Raw genomic sequence first — 20,781 nt, 5'->3', positions numbered from 1 at the left:
GCTGGCCGCCGCCGTGCCGCAGCTGCGGTCGGTGGGAGAGGGGACCGGGGACGTCGCCGGCGCCGACCGCACCGCCGTCCTCGTGGCCCAGCTGGAGCGGGGCACCATCGGCAACGCCGCGTCGCTCGAGCGGCTGCTGCGCGAGGACGTCCTGGGCCCCGAGCACCCCGCCCTGGGCCGCCTGGCCGACGACGTGGGCGAGCAGGCCGCCGACGTGCTCGCCGACGCCGCCGTGGGCGCCTGGGCCGCCGAGGTGCTGCCGCCCCTGGTCCGCCGGGAGCTGGAGCAGCCCTTCGCCGGCGTCGTCCCGGACGCGGGGACCCGCGGCGCCGACGCCGACCTCGGTCCGGCCAGCCCGGAGCTGCGCTCCCTGCTGACCGTGGTGGCCGCGCTCGACACCCGCGGCCGCGACCGCTGGCGGGCCGCCGTCGACGAGGGCCGGGCCGAGCAGCGCCCCTGGGCCGCGGCCATGCACGAGGCCTCGTGGGCGGCGCACGTCTCCGGCCGCACCCGCACGCTGGCCACCGCCCAGCTGCTCGCCGTCCGCGCGTTCGCCGACGCCGGCTTCACCGCCCACGACGGCGCCGCCGGCTCGTGGAACGCCCTGGCCGGCGTCGTCCAGGCCATGGCGATGGGCGACCTGCTCGACGGCAGCGCCCTCGGCGTCCTCCGCGCCCCGTGGACGCGCCTCACCGCTCCCCGCTGACCCGGGCGCGGCGCCCCCTGCCCTCCTCGCGCCCGGGCGGTCGATCATCGAGTCGTTGCCGCCGACACGCGCCGACACGCCGCCACGAGCGGCCACGAGGCGATGGTCGACGCGCCGTGGCACGCGTCCGATGACCACCGCGTCCCCGTGATGCCGCACCGCGTGGTCGACATGTGCCGCGTGGGGCGGGGGTCACCAGCCGTTCCGTAACGGTTCCCCCGCAGGGCTCAAGCCCGGCCCTCCCCCGGCCGACTACCTCCCTGACGCCGATGCGCCCCGGGTGACCGGTCCGCGGCGTGCGAGACCGGATTGCGCTCAACACGAAGTCGCCCGGTGCCGAGACCCGAGGGACAGCCCCGCACACGGGACTGCACCCCGGCAGCAGCAGGAGGACGCGTGGACCCGATCCGGGTGATGGTGGTCGACGACTCGGTCGTCGTCCGGAAGATCGTGACCGACGTGCTGTCCGCCGACCCGGGCATCGAGGTCGTGGGGACGGCGGTCAACGGCAAGCTCGCCCTGGCCAAGATCGACGCGCTGCGGCCCGACCTGGTCACGATGGACATCGAGATGCCGGAGATGAACGGCATCGAGGCGGTCCGCGCCATCCGCGCCGGCCGCAACCGGGTGCCGATCGTCATGTTCAGCACGCTGACCGAGCGCGGCGCCTCGGCCACCCTGGACGCGCTCTCGGCCGGCGCCAACGACTACGTCACCAAGCCGGCCAACGTCGGCAGCGTCGCGCAGTCGATGGAGAGCGTGCGCGAGCAGCTCATCCCGAAGATCAAGGCCCTCACCGGCCGCCCGGTCACCGGGCTGCCCCGGCCCGCCGCGGCCCCGGTCGCCGTCCGGCCGCCGGCACCCCGGACCACCCCGCACAAGGCGCCCGCCGTCCTGGTGATCGGCTCCTCGACCGGTGGCCCCGAGGCCCTGGCCAAGGTGCTGCCGACGCTCCCGGCGAGCCTCCCGGTGCCGGTGCTGCTGGTGCAGCACATGCCCCCGGTCTTCACCCGCCAGTTCGCCCAGCGGCTCGACCGGCTGTGCGCGCTGCGCGTGGTCGAGGCCGCCGACGGCTCGCCGCTGCTCCCGGGCACCGTGCACCTGGCCCCCGGCGACCACCACCTCACCGTCCGCGGCACCGGCCGGGGCGCGACGACGATGCTGTCGCAGGGCCCGCCGGAGAACTTCTGCCGCCCCGCTGTCGACCCGCTGTTCCGCTCCGCGGTGACCGCCTACGACGGCGGCGTCCTGGCCGTCGTCCTCACCGGCATGGGCTCCGACGGCCGCGTCGGCGCCGGTGCCGTGCGCGACGCCGGCGGCACCGTCGTCGTCCAGGACCAGGCGACGTCGGTCGTCTGGGGCATGCCCGGCGCCGTCGCCTCCGCCGGCCTCGCCGACGAGGTCCTGCCGCTGGACCGCGTGGCCGAGGCGATCACCCGGCACCTCGCCCGGGCACTTCCCGGCGTCACCCCCAAGCCCACCGCACCGATCCTCGCGAGGGGAGCAGCCCGATGACCCTCACCACCACCCGCTTCGACTGGGTGCGCCAGCTGGTCCACCGCGAGAGCGCGATCGTGCTCGCGCCCGGCAAGGAGTACCTGGTGGAGGCCCGGCTCCTGCCGGTCGCCCGCACGATGGGCCTGACCGACGTCGACCAGCTGGTCGACACGGTCCGCGGCCGGCCCCACCCGGACGACACCCGCCGGATCGTCGAGGCGCTGACGACGAACGAGACGTCGTGGTTCCGCGACGGCGACCCGTTCACCGCGCTGACCTCCACGGTCCTGCCCTCGCTGACCGCCGCGCGCGGGCCGGCCGAGCGGCTGCAGATCTGGTCGGCGGCCTGCTCCAGCGGCCAGGAGGCCTACACGATCGCCATGCTGCTGGAGGACGCGCTGCCCAACGCCGCCTCGCGGGTGTCGATCACCGCCACCGACATCTCCCGCGAGATGGTCGAGCGCACCCGGGCCGGCCGGTTCAGCCAGCTCGAGGTCAACCGCGGCCTGCCCGCGCCGATGCTGGTCCGCCACTTCACGCGGGCCGGCAGCGAGTGGGAGGTCTCGCCCGCGCTGCGCCGCATGGTCAGCGCCCGGGAGTGCAACCTGGCCGCCCCGCTGCCGCGGATGGGCCCCTTCGACGTCGTGTACCTGCGCAACGTCCTCATCTACTTCGACCTGCCGACCAAGCAGGCGATCCTCCGCCGGGTGCGCGAGCTCATGCGCCCCGACGGGTGGCTGTTCCTCGGTGCCGCCGAGACCACTCTCGGCGTCGACGACTCCTGGAGCCGCGTCGTCGTGGGACGCAGCTCCGCCTACCGCCCGCTGAAGGGGGCATGACCGTGCGTGCTCTGGTGATCGACGACTCCCGCGCCATGCGGCGCATCGTGACCGGCATCCTCGGGGACCTCGGCTACGAGACCCGGCAGGCCGGCCACGGCCAGGAGGCGCTCGACGTCCTCCACGAGGGCTGGGCCCCCGACCTGTGCACCATCGACTGGAACATGCCGGTGATGGACGGCCTGCAGTTCGTCCACGCCGTCCGTGCCAACCCCGACTGGCGGACGGTGTCGCTGGTGATGGTCACCTCCGAGAGCGAGCACGGCCAGATCGTGCGCGCCCTGGCCGCCGGCGCCCACGAGTACGTCATCAAGCCGTTCACCGCCGACGCGCTGCGCGACAAGCTCGCCCTGCTCGGCCTGCTGCCGGAGGAGGTCGCGCTGTGACCCACGTGACCGGCACCGGGCCGCGCCGCCGCGCGTCCGACCGCTCCCCGTCGATCACCACGCTGATCGACACGGCAACGGTGCAGGAGATCACCGAGCAGGCGTGGCTCGCGCTGGTCGGCGAGGACGAGGTGCTCGTCCCGCTGCCCGCCCCGGTGCCCGCCGACGCGCTCAGCGCGTGGGTCGAGATCCTCGGCCCCTGGAACGGCTCCGTCGTCCTCACCTGCGGCCGGGACACCGCGCACGAGCTGACCCGCGCCCTGCTCGGGGAGCACGCCCCCGAGGTGCTCGAGGACGAGGACGTCGACGACGCCCTGGGCGAGCTCGCCAACGTCGTCGGCGGCAACGTCAAGGCCGTCCTCCCCGGCCCGTCGGTCCTCGGCCTGCCCGAGGTCGGCGTGACCCCACCCCCCGGCCACGAGGCCGACACCTGCCGCGTCGACGTCCTGTGGCGCGGCTCCCCCCTCACCGTCCGCGTGCAGTCCGTGCCCGCCGAGCGAGAGAACGAGGTGCCCCTGTGAAGATCCTGGTCGCCGACGACAGCCGCGTCATGCGGCAGATCGTCATCCGCACCCTGCGGCAGGCCGGTTACGACGACCACGACATCGTCGAGGCCGAGGACGGCCGCGACGCCTACGACAAGGTCCGGTCGGAGGCCCCCGACCTGGTCCTGTCCGACTGGAACATGCCGAACATGACCGGCCTGGAGTGCCTGCAGGCGCTGCGCTCCGCGGGGTCGGCCGTGCCGTTCGGCTTCGTCACCTCGGAGGGTTCGGCGGACATGCGGGAGAAGGCCGCCGACGCCGGCGCGCTGTTCCTCATCGCCAAGCCGTTCACCGAGGAGACCTTCCGCGAGAACCTCGACGGGGTGATCGCGTGAGCGCGCCGCTGACCGTCGTCCTGCCGGACGCCAAGGCCGTCAAGGACATGCTCTCCGGCCTGGTCGGCAAGCCGGTCGGGGTCACGCCCGGCGCCCCGGTGACGCCGACGCCGACCGAGCCGGTCTCGGTCGCCGTCTACGTCAGCCCCACAATGGCCGTCAACGCCCTGTGTGTCATGGACCTGCCCCTATCGGCGTGGACCGGCGGCGCGCTGGCCCTGCTGCCGCCCGGCGGCGTCCAGGACGCCGTGGAGGAGGACGGTGAGCTCACCGCGATGCTCACCGAGGCCCTGCACGAGGTGGTCAACGTCCTGTCGGCGCTGTTCAACGTGCCGGGTGCCCCGCACTCGAAGCTGCACGCGCTGTACGCGCCCGGCGACGACCTGCCCGGCGACATCGCGGGCATGCTGGCCGCCTTCAACCGGCTCGACCTCGCCGTCGACGTGCCCGGCTACGGCAAGGGACGGCTCTCGCTGGTCATCCCCTCCTGAAGGGGGAAGGACCCTCCTGCCCCCACCACTCGCGAGCTCGCGGCGGGACCCTGCAGGAGGGCCGTTCCAGCACGTCACCAGAGTCCACCCGGGGCGGCAGGGACGACCGTCCCCGCCGCCCCGGGCGCACTCGTCTCCGGGGCCGCCCCGCTCAGGCCGGGGTGGTCGCCGCTTCCTCGATCACCGTGGGCAGGCAGGCCCAGACGTGCTTGCACCCGTCGTCGACGTACCAGCCGTGCGCCACCGACAGCCGCGCCACCAGGTAGAGCCCCAGCCCGCCCTTGGACGGGTCCCGGCCCACGGCGGGGGCGGGCATCGTGTCGGGGTCGCGGTCGCAGACGTCGAGCAGCCAGCCGCCGGTGCCGGCGACGACCGTGGCCACGACCGGCGAGAGCCCGTGCCGCAGCGCGTTGGACGCCAGCTCGTCGAAGGCCAGGACCAGCCGGTCGGCCGCCGGGTCCTCGAGGTCGCGCGGGAAGCCGATCGAGCCGAGGTGCTCCCGCAGGCCGGCGCGTGCGGCGGGCAGCTCGGCGACCTCGCCGAGGTCCCAGCGCCACAGCTCACCGCGCCCGTCGGGCAACGGCCGCAGCGGCCACGTCAGTCGGCCCATGTCCTCTCTCCGTCGTCGTCCCCTGCTGGAACGTCCCCGGGGTGCCCAGCCGGTCCGTCCCCCAACCGTGCGTGCACGCCCGTAGCGGATCGGGAGTGGGCCGGAAACCCGCCGGGCGTGTCGCGCACGGTCGGCGGAACGGCCGCGCTGCGTCGGCACGCGCGTCCTGAGCGGTCCGGCCTCGCAGGCGGCCTCAGCGGGCCGCGGCGGCCCGCACCTCCGCGGCGATCGCGGCGACGCCCTGGTCGGCCCACAGGACGGAGTAGTGGTTGGCGTCGGGGACCTCGCGGGCGGTGATGCCGGCCGACTCGAGCCCCAGGCCGGCCAGGCGGACCTCGTCGTAGAGCCCGGGGACCTGGTCGAGCAGGCCCCGGCGTGCCCACAGCAGGGTCGCGGGCACGGGGAGTGCGGTGGTGGCCTCCAGCACCCGCTCGTTGAGCAGGACGTCGCCGCCGTCGACCCGCACCGCCTCCGCGACGCAGGCGCTGCGCAGCGGCTCGGCACCGGGCACGAGGTCGCGGGCGAGGTAGGCGGCCACCGAGGGGACGTCCACCCACGGTCCGACGGCGGGGTGCCGCGACCAGAACGCCCGGACGGCGGCCAGGTCGGGGAAGGTCATCGACAGCCGGTCGAGCGCGGGCCCGAGGACGGCGGAGAGCATGGCGTCGACGTCGGCACCGGGTGGCTGGGGGAGGGCCAGGCCGCCGTCGACGAGCACCAGCCCGTGCACCCGGTCGCGCGCCGGGCCGGCCGCCGCCATGGCCGCGACGAAGGCGCCCATCGAGTGGCCGACGAGCACGGTGGCGTCGGCGCCGCTGTCCCCGTCGGCACCGAAGCGGTCGAGCAGGGCGGCGACGTCGGCCGCGTGCCGCTCGATCCCGTACGGACCGGGCAGCTCCGCCGAGCCGGCGCGCCCGCGCAGGTCGGGGGCGACCACCTCGAACCCGCCGGCCAGCGCCACGGCGACGCGCGCCCAGGCCATGGCGTTGGCGGTGATGCCGTGCACCAGGACGGCGATCGGCGCACCGGGCGCGTCGGCCGCCCAGTGCAGGGCCGACAGCTCGCCGCCGTCGACCGGGACGCTGATCTGGACGGGGTCGCGCACCTCGGTCACGGCTCCACCCTGCCGCCGCGGGGCGCCGCGCGCAGGTCAGGGCGCCGGGACGCTGGACGGTGCAGCGGTCCCCGCGAGGATCAGGTGACCTGATCCCAGCGCGTCCTACCCGACGTCCCACGGTCAGGGGGACGCCGCACGATCAGGTGGCCTGATCGTCGCCGTGCCGGGCCTCAGTCGGGGTGGCGCAGGAGGTAGCGGCCGAAGTGGGGGACGGTGAACGCGATCTGCCCGCGCTCGGCGGAGTAGACCAGGCCCTTCTTGATCAGCGAGTCGCGCGCGGGCGACAGCGACGCCGGCTTGCGGCCGAGGGTGGCGGCGACCTCCGCCGTCGCCACCGGGGCACCGGCCGGCCCGCCCAGCTCGGCCATCGCGTGCATGTACTCGCGCTCGGCGGGCGTGGCGCGGTCGTAGCGCGAGCCGAAGAACCCGACGGCGAGCTCGGCCTCGGCCACCGGGGCGGCCATCGCGACGTCGGCGGCGGTGATGGGGGAGGCGGCCGCGACGTCCCAGGTGACCTTGCCGTAGGCCTGCACGAAGTAGGGGTAGCCGTCGGCGGCGCCGTAGAGCGCGTCCAGCGCCGCCGGCTCGAACTCGACGTCCTCGCGGGCCGCCGGCGCCAGCAGCGCGCGGTCGGCGGCGGCGCGGTCGAGCCGGTCGATGCGCAGGTAGCGGAACAGCCGCTCGGAGTAGCTCTTGGACGCCGACAGCACCGCCGGCAGGTGCGGCAGCCCGGCGCCGACGACGATCAGCGGCGCGCCCTGCTGCGACAGCTCGTGGCACGCGGCGCAGATCGCCGAGACGTCGGCGGCCTGCACGTCCTGCATCTCGTCGATGAACAGCGCGATGCCCCTTCCCACGTCGGCGGCCAGGCCGGCGGCGTCGGTGAGCAGCTCGACCAGGTCGATCTCCATGTCGCCGGAGTCGGCCCGCCCGCTCGCCGCCGCGACGTCGATGCCCGGCTGCCAGCGGTCGCGGAGCTTCGCGGCCGTGCCGTCCCCGCCCACCCCGCGCTGGGCGAAGGCCTTGAGCGTGCCGAGGACGGCGTCCATCGACTCCCGGTCGGGGTGGCGCAGCTCGCGCAGGGCCATGTGCAGCGCGGAGGACACCGGCCGGCGCAGCGACTGCTCGGGCCGCGCCTCGATCTTGCCGGTGCCCCAGCCGCGGCCGATCGCCGCCGAGCGCAGCTGGTTGAGCAGCACCGTCTTGCCCACGCCGCGCAACCCGGTGAGCACCAGAGAGCGCTCGGGCCGGCCGCGGGCGATCCGCTCGAGGACGACGTCGAAGGCCGACAGCTCGTCGTCGCGGCCGGCCAGCTCCGGGGGGCGCTGGCCGGCGCCCGGGGCGTAGGGGTTCCGCACGGGGTCCACGTCGAGCACCGTATGTGCGCCTCTAGCCCCGTCCGTAGAGCCGCCTAGACAGCCTCACCGTGTCGAGGTGCCGGTGGCGCGTCGCCACGGTCGGTGCGCGCAGCGGCGTCCCCCGTCGCCGGGAGCGCGCAGGCCGCCGTCCCCCCGGGCAGACGCATGCGGTTCGTCGCGACCACCCGGTAGACCACGTCGGCCAGCGGGCCGATCGGCCACAGCTGCAGCAGCCGGCCCAGCAGTGCCCACCCGGACCCGGCGGCGCGCAGGGCGGCGGCGACGGCAGGCGCCCCGCCGAGGACGTCGCCGGTGCGCGGCACCCACAGCACCTCCCGCCGGGCGCGGGCCGCGGTGGTGCCCACGGCGGCGAGGTCCGTGCCCTGCCAGGGGACGACGGCGCACCCGGCGGGCAGCACGCGCCGGGCGACGGCCGCCGAGCGGGTGCAGAACCCGCAGTCGCCGTCGAAGACCAGGGCCGGTCGCTGCACGGCTCTCCCTCCCGCTCGTGGACGTCCTGCGGGCACCGTAGAACGGGAGGGGACGTGCCGCGGGCCGTTGACGCCCGCCGCGCGCCGCGCCAGCGTGCCGCCATGGACGACGTCGTCACCGAAGAGCTGCTGGCACTCGAACGCCGCGGGTGGGACGCCCTGTGCGACGCCACCGGGGCCGACTTCTACGGCGAGGTCATGACCGACGACGGCCTGATGGTCCTCGCCGACGGGTCGGTGATGGACCGCGCGGCCGTCGTCACCGCGCTGGGCGCCTCGCCGCCGTGGCACCACGTGGCTATGGACGACGTCCGCCTGGTGCGAGCGGGGGCGGACGCGGCGGTCCTCGTCTACACCGGGAGGGCGTGGCGCACCGAGGAGGAGCCCGCGTTGACCGCCGCGATGAGCAGCCTCTACGTGCGCGACGGCGGGCGCTGGCGGCTCGCCCTGTACACGCAGACGCCGGCTCGAGCGCCGTCTGCGGGTGTCTAGCGTCGATTCCAGAGAGCCCTAGAGACCCCGACACCCAGGAGGCTCCCAGGCGGGGCCACTAGCGTAGGGGCGTGATCAGGTTCGCGCTCAAGGTCGTCATCATGGCGTTGGCCTTCTACGGTCTGACCCGGCTGCTGACGGGCATCGACGTCGTGGGCAACGAGGACGCGCCGCTCGGCATCACCGGCACCTTCCTGTGGGTCGCCCTGCTGTTCGCCCTGGTCAACGCGGTGGTCGGCCCGATCCTGCGGTTCCTGTCGTTCCCGGCCATCCTGCTGACGCTGGGTCTGTTCCTGGTGATCGTGAACGCGGCGCTGCTGGGGCTGACCGCCGCGATCTCCGACCGGCTCTCCGTCGACGGCTTCGGCACGGCGGTCGTCGGCGGGCTGGTGCTCGCGGTGGTCGGCTGGGTGGCCGACACCGCCCTCGACCGCCGCTGACGCAGGGGGCGGGCCCGTGCGGGCGGCGCGCCGGGTGGGGCCGCGCCGCGGTGACGGGCACCCTCCCGCGCACTAGCGTGCCGGGCATGGCCAGCACGTCCGGCGTGGACACCGCCGTCCCAGGACGACCCGACGACCCCGGCCCGGCAGCACCGCCCGAGCCCGCCGCCCCACCCGAGCTCGCCGCCCCACCCGAGCTCGTCGCGCTCGAGGCGGCCAACGACGAGAAGCGCACCCTGCTGGCGCGGGCGGCCGAGGCCGCGGCCGGCACCCTGGACGATGAGCCCGGGCTGCCCGCCGGGTGCGGCGCGGCCGACATGCCGGCGCTGCTGCAGCGCTACTACTGGAGCGAGCCGGCCGCCGAGGTCCTCGGCCACGTGCCGGCCGACCTCGCCGCCCTGGCGCTGCGCCACCTGCGGGTCGCCGGCGTGCGCCCGCAGGGCTCGGCCACCGTCGTCGTCGAGCGGGTCACCGACGGCCGGGGGCTGCTGCTGGTCGTCACCGACGACATGCCCTTCCTCGTCGACTCGGTCACCGCCGAGGTGGTCCGCCAGGGCGCCGGCCTGCAGCACGTCGTCCACCCGGTGGTCGTGGTCCGCCGCGACGTCACCGGCGCGCTGCGCGCCTTCTGCGACAGCGGCGGCGCCGAGGTGGCCGACTGCGGCCCGGACGCGCTGGCCGAGTCCTGGATCGCCGCCGTCCTCGACGGCCCGCTCGACGACGAGGCCGCCGCCGACCTGGTCGCCGGGCTGCGCACGGTGCTGGGCGACGTCCGCGCCGTCGACGAGGACGCCCCGCGCACCGCCGCCCGCGCGCTGGAGCTGGCCACCCGCCTGGAGGAGCAGGGGTCGGTCGACACCGCCGACCCGGCCGACGACCCCGCCGAGGTGGCCGCGCTGCTGCGCTGGCTGGCCGACGGCAACTTCGTCTTCCTCGGTGCCCGCGACGTCGAGGTCGGCGCCACCGTCCGCGCCGTCCCCGGCAGCGGCCTGGGCGTGCTGCGCAGCGACGCCGGCCCGGCGCTGCCCGAGGCCCCCGGCCGGCTGGGCCCCGCGCTGGTCACCGTCACCAAGGCCGACATCCGCTCGACGGTGCACCGCCGCGCCTGGCTGGACCTGGTCGCGGTCACGCTCCCGGCCGACGGCGACCAGCCGGCCCGCCAGCACCGCATGGTCGGGCTGTTCCCGACCGCGGCCACGACCGCCGGCGTCCGCGACGTGCCGGTGGTCCGCCGCCGGGTCGCCGAGGTGGTCGACCGCTCCGCGGTGCCGGCCGACAGCCACACCGGCAAGGTGCTCGTCGACGTCCTGGAGACCCTCCCGCGCGACGAGCTGTTCCAGGCCTCGGCCGGGGAGCTGCTGCCGGTGGCCCTCGCCGTGCTCTACCTGCAGGAGCGCCGGCTGACCCGGCTGTTCCTCCGCCGCGACCCCTACGGCCGGTTCTGGTCGGCGCTGGTCTACCTGCCGCGCGACCGGTACACGACCGAGGTGCGCCTGGCGATGCAGCAGCTGCTGCTGTCCCGGCTCGGCGGCCGCGACATCGAGTTCACCGCCCGCTCGACCGAGTCGGTGCTGGCCCGGCTGCACTTCGTCGTCCGGGTGCCGGTGGGCCGCGGGGGTGTCCCGGCGCTGCCCGAGGTCGACGTCGAGGCCCTGCAGCAGGAGCTGTCCGCCGTCGCCCGCAGCTGGACCGACGACCTCTCCGACGCGCTGGCCGCCCGCCACGGCGACGGCGCCGAGCAGGTGCTCGCCCGCGTCGCCGACGCCTTCCCCGCCGCCTACCAGGAGGACTTCCCGGCGACCGCGGCCGTGGAGGACCTCGCCCGCCTCGACGCGCTGGCGCCCGGCGAGCTGGGCCTGCGGCTGCGCCGCCCGCGCGGCGCCGGGGCGGCCGAGCCGCGGCTGACCGTGTACCGGGTGGGGGAGCGGCTGCTGCTCTCCGACGTCCTGCCGGTGCTGCAGCACATGGGCGTCGACGTCGTCGACGAGCGGCCCTACGAGATCGACCGGATCGGCGCGCCGCCGGCCTGGATCTACGACTTCGGGCTCACCGCCCCCGGCGGGGAGCTGCCCTTCCCCGGCTCGTTGCCCGAGCGGTTCACCGAGGCGGTCGGCGCGGTCTGGCGCGGCGAGGCCGAGGACGACGGCCTGGGGGCGCTGGTGCTGCTGGCCGGTCTCAACTGGCGGCAGGTCACGGTCGTGCGCGCCTACGTGCAGTGGCTGCGCCAGGCCGGGCTGCCCTTCGGCCAGCGCTACGTCGAGACGACGCTGGCCGCGCACTCCGACGTCGTCGCCCGTCTGGTGGCGCTGTTCGAGGCCCGGTTCTCCCCGGGGCGCGAGTCCGGGCGGGCGACCCGGCAGGAGGCGCTGGTCGCCTCGCTGCGGGAGTCCATCGGGCGGGTCGAGTCGCTCGACGCCGACCGGGTGCTCACCAGCCTGCTCGCCGCCGTCACGGCCACCCAGCGCACCACCTACTTCGCGCCGTCGTCGACCCGGCCCGCGCCGCTGGCGATCAAGCTCGACCCGCACGCCGTCCCCGACCTGCCCGAGCCCCGACCGGCCCGCGAGGTGTTCGTCAGCTCGCCGCGGGTGATGGGCGTGCACCTGCGGTTCGGCGCGGTCGCCCGCGGCGGGCTGCGCTGGTCCGACCGGCACGAGGACCTGCGCACCGAGGTGCTCGGCCTGGTCAAGGCGCAGATGGTGAAGAACACCGTCATCGTCCCGACCGGCGCCAAGGGGGGCTTCGTCGTCCGCCGGCCCCCGGCCTCGTCGGATCCCGCCCAGCCTCCCTCCCGCGAGGAGGTCCTGGCCGAGGGCCAGGCCTGCTACCGCGTGTTCATCGGCGCGCTGCTGTCGCTGACCGACAACCTGGTCGGCGGCCGGGTGGTGCCCCCGCCGAAGGTGGTCCGCCACGACGGGGACGACGCCTACCTCGTGGTCGCCGCCGACAAGGGGACGGCGACCTTCTCCGACCTGGCCAACGCCGTCGCGATCGAGCGCGGCTTCTGGCTGGGCGACGCCTTCGCCTCGGGCGGCTCGGTCGGCTACGACCACAAGGCCATGGGCATCACCGCCCGCGGCGCGTGGGAGTCGGTGACCCGGCACTTCCGCGAGCTCGACGTCGACGTGCAGAGCCAGGAGTTCACCGTCGTCGGCGTCGGCGACATGTCCGGTGACGTCTTCGGCAACGGGATGCTGCTCTCGGAGCACATCCGGCTGGTGGCCGCCTTCGACCACCGGCACGTCTTCGTCGATCCCACCCCGGACGCCGCGACGTCGTTCACCGAGCGGCAGCGGCTGTTCGCGCTGCCGCGCTCGTCGTGGGCCGACTACGACCCGGCGCTGATCAGCCCGGGCGGCGGGGTGTGGCCGCGGACGGCGAAGGCCATCCCGGTCAGCGAGCCGATGCGCACGGCGCTGGGTCTCGACGACGGCGTCGACACGCTGTCGCCGGTCGAGCTCATCCGCGCCGTCCTGCTGGCGCCGGTGGACCTGCTGTTCAACGGCGGCATCGGCACCTACGTCAAGGCCGCGACCGAGAGCCACCTCGACGTCGGGGACAAGGCCAACGACGCCGTCCGGGTCGACGGCGGGCAGCTGCGGGTGCGCGTGGTGGGGGAGGGCGGCAACCTCGGGCTCACCCAGCGCGGCCGTGTCGAGTACGCGCTGGCCGGCGGCCGGGTGAACACCGACGCGATCGACAACTCCGCGGGCGTGGACACCTCCGACCACGAGGTGAACATCAAGATCGCCCTCAACGGGGTGGTCGACGCCGGCCGGCTCGACGCCGAGGGCCGGGCCGAGCTGCTGGCGGAGATGACCGACGAGGTCGCCGCCGCCGTCCTCACCGACAACCACGCGCAGAACGCGACGCTGGCGGCCGAGGTGACCAACTCCCGCAGCCTGCTCGACGCGCACGAGCGGTTCATCCGCGCGCTGGAGCGCTCCGGCCGGCTGGCGCGCGGCGTCGAGGCCCTGCCCGACGACCGCGCGCTGGCCCAGCGGCGGCGCGACGGGCAGGCGCTGACCAGCCCGGAGCTGTCGGTGCTGCTCGCCTACGCCAAGCTCGCGGTCAGCGACGCCGTCCTGGACTCCGAGCTGCCCGACGACCCCGCCCTGGCCGGGCTGCTGCGCGGCTACTTCCCGGCGGCGCTGCGCGAGCGCTTCCCCGAGGCGGTCGACGCGCACCCGCTGCGCCGGGAGATCGTGGCCACCGCGCTCACCAACCGGGCGGTCAACGTCGCGGGGGTCACCGGGCTGTTCCGGCTGGCCGAGGAGACCGGGGTGGGCCTGATCGGCGTGGTGCGGGCGCACGCGGTGGCCCGCGCGGTGTTCGAGGTCGACCGGCTGTGGGACGCCGTCCGGCCACTGGACAACCGGGTGTCCGCACCGGTGCAGGTGGAGCTGCGCACCGAGGCGACCCGGCTGGCCGAGCGGGCCGCGCGCTGGCTGCTGCGGCTGCCGGAGCTGAGCGGGGAGACGGCGGTCGGGCTCTCGGCCGTGACGGACCGGTTCGCCGCGCCGGTGGCGGCGGTGCGGGCCGGCCTGCCGGGGTGGCTGCTCGGCGACGAGGCGGCCGCCCAGGCCGAGCGGTCGCAGCGGCTGGAGGCGGCCGGGGTGCCTGCCGCGCTGGCCGGCGAGGTGGCCGCCGCGCCGCTGATGCCGGCGGCCCTCGACCTGGCCGTCGTCGCTGAGCGGACGGGTGCGCCGATCGAGCTCGCGGGGCAGGTGGCGGAGGCGCTGGCCGAGCGGCTGGCGCTGGTGCCGCTGCGGGAGCTGGTCATCGCCCTGCCCCGCGACCGGCGCTGGCCGTCGATGGCGCGGGCCTCGCTGCGCGACGACCTGGCCGCCGAGCAGGCCGAGCTGACCGCCGAGGTGCTGGCGCAGCGCGGTGGGGGAGCCGACGCGGCCGGGCTGGTCGAGTCCTGGGCCGCGGGGTGGGACGCGACCCAGCGCCGGGCCGCCGCCCAGCTCGCCGACATCGCCGCGGGGGACCGGCACGAGCTGCCCGAGCTGCTGGTCGCCGTCCGGACGCTGCGGGGCCTGCGGCGCCGCTGAGGGCCCCCGCGGGGTCGATCATCGGTGCGTGTCGCTCGCGCCGGCGTGTCCGCGCGTGTCGCGTGCACGCACCCGATGACCGACTCTGCATGGCAGTCGGAGCGGACGACCGGAGCCGAGAGTCCCCGGGCTGTCGACGGGAACGCCCCCCGGGCGTCATCCGGCGGACACGTGCGCGCCCGAGGCTGAACGGGACCGCGAGCCCGCCGCCGGGAGGACCCGATGGACCCGTGCACCCCGTCCCCCACCCCGCCCGCTGCCCGCACCGCCATGACGCCGGTGCTCGCCCGCGCCGCCGTCCGTGCCGCCACCGCGTCCTGGGGGAGTGACCGCCGCCGCCAGCGCCTCCGGGTGCGCACGTCCGCGGAGGTGCTCGTCGCGCGCGGCCTGCGGGTGCGCGTCGTCTGCCCGCCGGTCGCCTGGCCCCGCGGGCCGCGGCTCGTCGTCGCCAACGCGGCCGGCTGGACCGACGTCCTCGCGCTGGCCACCGTCGTCCCCGGCATCCCGGTCGTCGACGCCGCGCTGGCCGGCACGCCGCTGCCGCGCACGCTGGCCCGCCGCGGCGGCCTCCTGGTCGACGACGGCGGCAGCGGCGTCGGCACCGAGGTGACCCTGCTGCTCCGTCGCGGGCTCACGGTCACCGCCCACCCCGGCGGGACGGCGGCCGGCGCCGGCGCGCCGGGCCGGTTCCGCTCCGACGCGTTCGCCCCGGCGGTCGAGGCGCAGGCCGCGGTCTGCCCGGTCGCCGTCCGGCAGGTCGACGGCGGCGTCGTCGAGGTGCACCTGCTGTCCGCGCTCGAGCCCGGCCGCGCGCCCCGGCCGCTGGCCACGCTGGCCGAGTACGCCGTCGCGCAGGTGCTCGAGGCCGGTGGACCGGCTGCGCCGGCGGTGCGGCGCAGGACTGTCCGCGCGCGAGTGGGGTACGGCCGCACCGGACCGTGACCGACGTGGGAGGGGACGCCGTGCAGCCCGACACCCTGATCGACCGTGACGAGGCGGCGGCGGACGAGACGCGGTACCGGGTGGAGCCGCCCCGCAAGGCCGACGTCCTGGACCTGTCGCGCTGGCGGCTCAACGCCCTGCCCGACGAGCACAGCGACGAGGACTGGGACGACGACCGGCAGCTGTTCGACCCCGAGGGGCGGCTGGTCGAGACCTGGCGCGAGGGCTATCCGTACACCGAGCGGATGGAGCGCCGGGAGTACGAGATCGAGAAGCGCCGCCTGCAGATCGAGCTGCTCAAGCTGCAGGGCTGGGTGAAGGACACCGGGCAGCGGCTGGTCATCGTCTTCGAGGGCCGCGACGCCGCCGGCAAGGGCGGGACGATCAAGCGCTTCACCGAGCACCTCAACCCGCGCGGCGCGAGCGTGGTCGCGCTGGACAAGCCGAGCGAGCGCGAGCAGACCCAGTGGTACTTCCAGCGCTACGTGCAGCACCTGCCCGCCGCCGGGGAGATGCTGCTGTTCGACCGCTCCTGGTACAACCGCGCCGGCGTCGAGCGGGTCATGGGGTACTGCACCGACGAGCAGTACGAGCAGTTCCTGGTGCAGGCGCCGGAGCTGGAGCGGATGTTCGTCGCCAGCGGCATCCGGCTGTTCAAGCTGTGGTTCTCCGTCTCCCGTGGCGAGCAGCGGACCCGCTTCATCGTCCGGCAGATCGACCCGGTGCGGCAGTGGAAGCTCTCGCCCACCGACCTCGCCAGCCTCGACAAGTGGGACGCCTACACCGAGGCCAAGGAGGCGATGTTCCTGCACACCGACACGCAGCACGCGCCGTGGACGGTGATCAAGAGCAACGACAAGAAGCGCGCCCGGCTCGAGGCGATGCGGCACGTGCTGTGCCGCCTGGACTACGAGGGCAAGGACTGCGACGTCGTCGGCGACCCCGACCCGCTCATCGTGGGCTCGGCCGCCGACGTGCTCGAGGAGTCCTCCGACACCCCCGTGGCCCCACCGCCACCCCGCTCCGGCCGTCGATGACCTCGTCTGCGGCTCTCTAGCCCGGACGCTAGAGAGCCGCAGACGGAGTCAGAGGGCCGGACGACGGCGGCCGTGCCCGGTGGCCCGCTCGATCGCGTGCGCCACCTCGAGCAGGCGCCGGTCGGTGCGCGGCGCCGTCACGAGCTGCAGCCCCACCGGCAGCCCGTCGGCGGTGAACCCGCCGGGCAGCGACAGCGCCGGGCAGCCGGTCGCCGAGATCAGCGTGCACGAGCGCATCCAGCCGAGGTAGTCGGCCTGCGGCACCCCGGCGACCTCGGTGGGGTACTCGAGCTCGACCGGGAACGGCAGCACCTGCGTGGTCGGGGCCAGCAGGACGTCGTAGCGGTCGAAGAAGCCGACCACCCGCTCGTGCAGGCGGGTGTGCGCGAGCTCGGCGCGGGCCACGTCGGCCCCGGTCAGCGCCGCACCCACCGCGGCGTTGGCGCGGATCGTCGCCTTCACCCTCTCCGGTGAGCGGCGGACGACGTCGCCGAAGGTGGCCTCGAACAGCCAGGCGCGCAGCGTGCCGAACACCTCGTCGGCCTCGCGCAGGTCGGGGCAGGCCTGCTCGACGGTGGCGCCGAGCGACTCGACCACCGGGAGCATCCCCTCGAGCACGGCTGTGATCGCCGGGTCGACCGGCACCAGCCCGCCGAGGTCGGGGGCCCAGGCCACCCGCAGTCCCCGCAGGTCGCCGTCCAGCGGTGCGGCGAACCCGGCGGGCTCGTCGGCCAGGGAGATCGGCACCCGCGGGTCGGGCCCGGCGATCGCGGAGAGCACCAGGGCGACGTCGGCGACCGTGCGGCCCATCGGGCCCTGCACCGAGAGCGTCGACCAGCCCATCGCCGCCGGCCAGGTCGGCACCCGGCCCGGGGTGGGGCGCAGGCCGACGACGTTGCAGAACGCCGCCGGGTTGCGCAGCGAACCACCCATGTCGCTGCCCTCGGCCACCGGGACCAGCCCCGCGGCCAGCGCCGCGGCCGCCCCGCCGCTGGACCCGCCGGCCGACAGCCCGTGCCGGTGGGGGTTGTGCGTCGCTCCGAACAGCGGGTTGACCGTGTGCGAGCCGGCGGCGAACTCGGGCACGTTGGTCTTGCCCACGCGGATCGCGCCGGCCCGCCGCAGCCGCTCGACCACCAGCTCGTCGCGGGCCGGCACCGTGTCGGCGTGCAGCGGCGAGCCCCAGGTGGTGCGCATGCCGCCGGTCTGGTGGGTGTCCTTGTGCGCCGCCGGCAGCCCGTGCAGCGGGCCGACCTCCTCCCCGGCGGCGAGGGCGGCGTCGGCGGCGTCGGCGGCGGCGCAGGCGCCCTCGACGTCGAGGGTGACGATGGCGTTGACCCGCGGGTCGACCCGCTCGATGCGCGCCAGGTGCGCCTCGAGCAGCTCCCGCGCCGAGAGCTCGCGGGCGCGGAGGAGGGCGGCCAGCTCCGTGGCCGGGCGCAGGCACAGCTCGTCGTCGCCGGTCGGTGCGAGGGGCGCGGGGGTCACCGGGGGAGGGTGCCACGCCGCCACCCCTGCCGGGGACCGCAGGTCCAGCAGGCGTACGACGTCCCGTCCTCCCAGCCGGTCTCCGGCGAGACGCACCGCGCCAGGTCGGCCTGCGAGCAGCCCGCCCGCCTGCGCGGCGGTGCGGCGTGCTCTCAGCCCGCCGAGCAGCAGCAGGAGTCAGGCGCCGATCAGCACCGGCTCGAGCGCGAACGCGGCGGCGAGCCCGTGCCGGTCGGCCAGGCTGCCGAGCAGGGAGGGGGCGGCGGCGGTGGCCGGGCCGCCGAGCAGTTGGGTGCGGGCGTTGGCGCGGTCCTCGTGTCCGTGGGCAGCGTCGATGGTGATCGCGAGCGGGAGCGGGCACGGGTCGGCGATGCCCACCCCGCAGACGAACGGCCCGAGGACGGTGACCGCGGCCTGTTCGGTGAGCCAGAACAGCAGGAGACCGGCCGCGGTGATCGCCAGCGAGGCGTGCGGCAGTGGGGTGGTCCGGCCGGGGCGGCGGTGGAGCGGCCGGTGTCGACGAGCATCTCGGTGCCGGAGTACACCAGGCAGAACTCGACGGCCATCCCGCCCGCGGTGAGCGCGGCGAACAGCCAGCAGGCCGGTGGCAACCGCCTGGGCCGCTCGCCGGCGTGGCGCGGGGGTGCTGCCGGCAGCGGCCGGCGCCGGTGGTGCAGGTAGGGCAGGGCGAGGGCGAGGGCCGGCACCGCGAACGTGGCACGCCGGCCGGCCGGGCTGACCGCGAGCGCGCCGAGGACGAGCGGGGCGAGCACCGCGCCGGCGCCGGCGCCGACGTCGGCCTCGGTCAGGGCCCGGTCCCGCCGCGCGCCGTGCGGGTCGGACAGGATCGCCTGGATCAGCGCGAGCAGCGTCGTGCCCGCCAGGCCGAGCACGGCGGACCCGAGCAGGGTCACCGCGACCCCGGAGCCGAGGGTGGACAGCCCGGCACCGATGACCGCGGCGAGAGCCGAGCACCACAGCCGTGCGGCTCGCGGCAGGCGGCGTGCCGCCGGCCGCCGACCCGATCGCCGGCTGGCGGACTCGCCCGCGCCACCGTTCAGGTGACCGTCGACAGGAGTGGTGTCCGGCCCGGCCGTGGAGGGCACCCGCCCCGCAGGGGAGTCGTCTAGCGGCTCTCCCTGGCAGGTGCCGGGACGAGGTCGCTGGGCCGGCGTGCGGCGGCGACGGAGCTGAGCAGGATGAGAGCGGCGGCGCTCAGGAAGCTGACGGCGGGGGAGGTGGCGTCGGCGAGGGCGCCGAGGGTGGCGGCGCCGAGGGCCTGGCCGGTGGTGAGGGCGACGAACAGGATCGCGGTGGACCCGGCCGCGCGGTGGGGGGTGATGCGGGCGGCGCAGACGATGAGCACGCCACTGAGGGCGACGTAGCTCCCGCCGAACGCGGCCAGAGCGAGGGCTGCCAGCGGCACGAGGTCGGGCAGCACGACGAGGACGGCTGTCGCGGCGGCCATCACGACGGCGGTGGCGGCCCACGCCAGGTGTGGTCCGAGGCGGTGGACGAGGTCACCGCTGGAGGCGCCCAGGATGCCGGCGCCACCGAGCACGGACCACAGCAGTGCGGTGGTGGTCGCGGGCATGCCGCCGGTGGTGGTGAGCAGGTCCCGCCCGAAGGTCCACACGGCTGCGCTGCCGGCTCCGGCCAGCACGGCTGCGAGCAGGGAGGGACGCAAGGCGGCCAGGTCGGCCCACGGCCGGGAGGCGCCTGCTCGCGGCGCGGCCGGTCCGGTCGGCCACGTGGTGCGCTGGTCCGCCCACCAGGTCACCGACACGGCGGCCACCGCGAAGCCCACCCACAGCAGGCGCCACTGGCCGGCCAGGGCCGCGGCCAGCAGGCCGCCGACGACGACCCCCACACCGGTGCCGCTGTTGACGACCGCCTGGGCGCGGTCGGCGGTCGCCGCGTGGACGGTGGAGGCCACGGCGGTGACCAGTGCCGGGGACGCCGCGCCGGCTGCGCTGCCGGCGACGACCACGCCGACGGCCAGGCTCCCGCTGGACCAGGCGGCGGCCGTCACCAGCGATCCGACCGTCGCGAGGGCGCACGCCGTCCACAGGGTGCGGCGGGGGTGGCCGAGGGTGATCAGCCACTGGGCCAGCAGCGCGGCGGCGCAGTACCCGGCGAAGCTGCCCGCGGCGATGGCGCCCGCCACCGCGGCGGGGAGCCCGAACTCGGAGACGAGGGTCGGCAGGTGGAGCCCGTAGCCGAACCGGACCAGGCCGTAGGTGACCGCGATGACCCCGGTGCCCGCCGCCACCAGCGACCCGGTCCGCTGCTCGATCCGCGCCACGGGCGACCTCCACGCTGTAACGATCGTTATGTTGAGTCGATCGTTACAGTAGTCCTGTGGCGGCACACCGCACGACCGCATCGGCGCGCGAACGGCTGCTGGAGGCTGCCGACCAGCTCTTCTACGCCCACGGGATCGCGGCCACCGGCGTCGATGCGGTGGTGCAGCGGGCCGGCGCGTCCCCGGCCACGCTCTACGCCCACTTCGCCGGCAAGGACGGCCTGGTCGCTGCCTACCTCGAGCGTCGGCACCACCGCTGGCGCGCCACCTGGGACGCCGTCCTCGCCGAGGCAGCGGACCCCGTCGACCGGTTGCTCTCCGTCCTCGACGCCCTCGCCCTCTTCCGCCAGCGCGAGGGCGCCACCCGTGGCTGCGCCGTCCTGGCCGCCGCCGCCGAGCTCCCCGCCGCTGACCACCCGGCGCGGGCGTGGATCGAGGCCGACACCACCCTGCTGCACCACCGGCTGCACGAGCTGGCCCTCGCCGCCGGTGCCGACGACCCGCGTGCGCTCGTGGCCGAGCTGGTGATGGTCTACGACGGCACGCTGGCCGCCTACGCGCGGGCGGTCGCCGACCCGATGCCCGCGGCCCGGGAACTGGCCCGGGGCGCGGTCAGGCGCCACGCGGTCACGGGCTCCGCCTAGG

Annotated in this window: 21 protein-coding genes; 14 read left to right on the top strand and 7 right to left on the bottom strand. The window is 76.0% G+C overall.

Annotated elements, in window-relative coordinates:
* The 7 genes from ABQ292_RS20850 to ABQ292_RS20820 form a co-directional block, all read left to right on the top strand.
* A partial coding sequence (locus ABQ292_RS20850) for a hypothetical protein (RefSeq protein ID WP_369209627.1) occupies positions 1 to 706 on the top strand: 706 nt, incomplete at its 5' end.
* Between the two features lie 396 nt (positions 707 to 1,102).
* Positions 1,103 to 2,221 carry a protein-glutamate methylesterase/protein-glutamine glutaminase gene (locus ABQ292_RS20845; RefSeq protein ID WP_369209626.1) on the top strand — a complete coding sequence of 373 codons (1,119 nt, stop codon included), beginning with the start codon at positions 1,103 to 1,105 and terminating at the stop codon, positions 2,219 to 2,221.
* Positions 2,218 to 3,042: a CheR family methyltransferase gene (locus tag ABQ292_RS20840; protein WP_369209625.1), complete on the top strand. Its 825-nt coding sequence runs from the start codon at positions 2,218 to 2,220 to the stop codon at positions 3,040 to 3,042. Before ABQ292_RS20845 ends, ABQ292_RS20840 begins: the two co-directional genes overlap by 4 nt.
* Positions 3,039 to 3,428, top strand: a complete 390-nt coding sequence (locus ABQ292_RS20835; protein WP_369209624.1) for a response regulator — start codon at positions 3,039 to 3,041, stop codon at positions 3,426 to 3,428. Before ABQ292_RS20840 ends, ABQ292_RS20835 begins: the two co-directional genes overlap by 4 nt.
* Positions 3,425 to 3,949, top strand: a complete 525-nt coding sequence (locus ABQ292_RS20830; RefSeq protein ID WP_369209623.1) for a chemotaxis protein CheX — start codon at positions 3,425 to 3,427, stop codon at positions 3,947 to 3,949. Before ABQ292_RS20835 ends, ABQ292_RS20830 begins: the two co-directional genes overlap by 4 nt.
* Entirely contained in the window at positions 3,946 to 4,308 is a 363-nt protein-coding gene (locus ABQ292_RS20825) for a response regulator (RefSeq protein WP_204692204.1), read from the top strand. The genes ABQ292_RS20830 and ABQ292_RS20825 overlap by 4 nt, the downstream gene beginning before the upstream one ends.
* Entirely contained in the window at positions 4,305 to 4,799 is a 495-nt protein-coding gene (locus tag ABQ292_RS20820) for a hypothetical protein (protein WP_369209622.1), read from the top strand. Before ABQ292_RS20825 ends, ABQ292_RS20820 begins: the two co-directional genes overlap by 4 nt.
* A 151-nt stretch (positions 4,800 to 4,950) precedes the next feature.
* On the opposite strand, the gene ABQ292_RS20815 is transcribed toward ABQ292_RS20820, so the two are convergent.
* From ABQ292_RS20815 to ABQ292_RS20800, 4 genes are all read right to left on the bottom strand, one after another.
* Positions 4,951 to 5,409, bottom strand: coding sequence for an ATP-binding protein (locus ABQ292_RS20815; protein WP_369209621.1), 459 nt, complete (start codon positions 5,407 to 5,409; stop codon positions 4,951 to 4,953).
* Between the two features lie 193 nt (positions 5,410 to 5,602).
* Positions 5,603 to 6,523: an alpha/beta fold hydrolase gene (locus tag ABQ292_RS20810; protein ID WP_369209620.1), complete on the bottom strand. Its 921-nt coding sequence runs from the start codon at positions 6,521 to 6,523 to the stop codon at positions 5,603 to 5,605.
* Between the two features lie 173 nt (positions 6,524 to 6,696).
* The gene (locus tag ABQ292_RS20805) at positions 6,697 to 7,893 is read right to left on the bottom strand and encodes a DUF8462 domain-containing protein (RefSeq protein ID WP_369209619.1); all 1,197 of its coding nucleotides are present in this window, start codon (positions 7,891 to 7,893) and stop codon (positions 6,697 to 6,699) included.
* A 44-nt stretch (positions 7,894 to 7,937) separates the two neighbouring features.
* Positions 7,938 to 8,375, bottom strand: coding sequence for a thiol-disulfide oxidoreductase DCC family protein (locus ABQ292_RS20800; RefSeq protein ID WP_369209618.1), 438 nt, complete (start codon positions 8,373 to 8,375; stop codon positions 7,938 to 7,940).
* 102 nt (positions 8,376 to 8,477) lie between these two features.
* On the opposite strand from ABQ292_RS20800, the gene ABQ292_RS20795 reads away from it, so the two are divergent.
* The 5 genes from ABQ292_RS20795 to ppk2 all read left to right on the top strand — a co-directional run bounded on the left by ABQ292_RS20795 (position 8,478) and on the right by ppk2 (position 16,343).
* On the top strand, positions 8,478 to 8,867 hold the full coding sequence (locus ABQ292_RS20795) for a nuclear transport factor 2 family protein (RefSeq protein ID WP_369209617.1): 390 nt from the start codon (positions 8,478 to 8,480) through the stop codon (positions 8,865 to 8,867).
* A gap of 71 nt (positions 8,868 to 8,938) precedes the next feature.
* A complete protein-coding gene (locus tag ABQ292_RS20790; RefSeq protein ID WP_369209616.1) occupies positions 8,939 to 9,307 on the top strand; it encodes a phage holin family protein in 369 nt (122 codons plus the stop codon).
* 86 nt (positions 9,308 to 9,393) lie between these two features.
* The gene (locus ABQ292_RS20785) at positions 9,394 to 14,364 is read left to right on the top strand and encodes an NAD-glutamate dehydrogenase (RefSeq protein ID WP_369209615.1); all 4,971 of its coding nucleotides are present in this window, start codon (positions 9,394 to 9,396) and stop codon (positions 14,362 to 14,364) included.
* A gap of 222 nt (positions 14,365 to 14,586) precedes the next feature.
* Complete coding sequence (locus ABQ292_RS20780; protein WP_369209614.1) at positions 14,587 to 15,306, top strand: 1-acyl-sn-glycerol-3-phosphate acyltransferase; 720 nt, start codon at positions 14,587 to 14,589, stop codon at positions 15,304 to 15,306.
* A gap of 5 nt (positions 15,307 to 15,311) precedes the next feature.
* Entirely contained in the window at positions 15,312 to 16,343 is a 1,032-nt protein-coding gene (ppk2, locus tag ABQ292_RS20775; protein ID WP_369209613.1) for a polyphosphate kinase 2, read from the top strand.
* A gap of 48 nt (positions 16,344 to 16,391) precedes the next feature.
* Here the strand turns inward: ppk2 and ABQ292_RS20770 are convergent, their stop codons facing one another.
* Entirely contained in the window at positions 16,392 to 17,831 is a 1,440-nt protein-coding gene (locus ABQ292_RS20770) for an amidase (RefSeq protein WP_369209612.1), read from the bottom strand.
* 177 nt (positions 17,832 to 18,008) lie between these two features.
* The gene (locus tag ABQ292_RS20765; protein ID WP_369209611.1) at positions 18,009 to 18,209 is read right to left on the bottom strand and encodes a hypothetical protein; all 201 of its coding nucleotides are present in this window, start codon (positions 18,207 to 18,209) and stop codon (positions 18,009 to 18,011) included.
* A gap of 135 nt (positions 18,210 to 18,344) precedes the next feature.
* Here ABQ292_RS20765 and ABQ292_RS20760 point away from each other — a divergent pair, with 135 nt between their 5' ends.
* On the top strand, positions 18,345 to 18,512 hold the full coding sequence (locus tag ABQ292_RS20760) for a hypothetical protein (protein ID WP_369209610.1): 168 nt from the start codon (positions 18,345 to 18,347) through the stop codon (positions 18,510 to 18,512).
* A 445-nt stretch (positions 18,513 to 18,957) separates the two neighbouring features.
* Here the strand turns inward: ABQ292_RS20760 and ABQ292_RS20755 are convergent, their stop codons facing one another.
* The gene (locus ABQ292_RS20755) at positions 18,958 to 20,136 is read right to left on the bottom strand and encodes an MFS transporter (protein WP_369209609.1); all 1,179 of its coding nucleotides are present in this window, start codon (positions 20,134 to 20,136) and stop codon (positions 18,958 to 18,960) included.
* Between the two features lie 56 nt (positions 20,137 to 20,192).
* Here ABQ292_RS20755 and ABQ292_RS20750 point away from each other — a divergent pair, with 56 nt between their 5' ends.
* Positions 20,193 to 20,780 carry a TetR/AcrR family transcriptional regulator gene (locus tag ABQ292_RS20750; protein WP_369209608.1) on the top strand — a complete coding sequence of 196 codons (588 nt, stop codon included), beginning with the start codon at positions 20,193 to 20,195 and terminating at the stop codon, positions 20,778 to 20,780.
* Position 20,781 lies beyond the last annotated feature (1 nt).

The sequence above is a fragment of the Geodermatophilus maliterrae genome, assembly GCF_041018925.1.
GTDB lineage: Bacteria > Actinomycetota > Actinomycetes > Mycobacteriales > Geodermatophilaceae > Geodermatophilus > Geodermatophilus maliterrae.
This window is presented reverse-complemented; position numbering and strand designations above follow the sequence as displayed.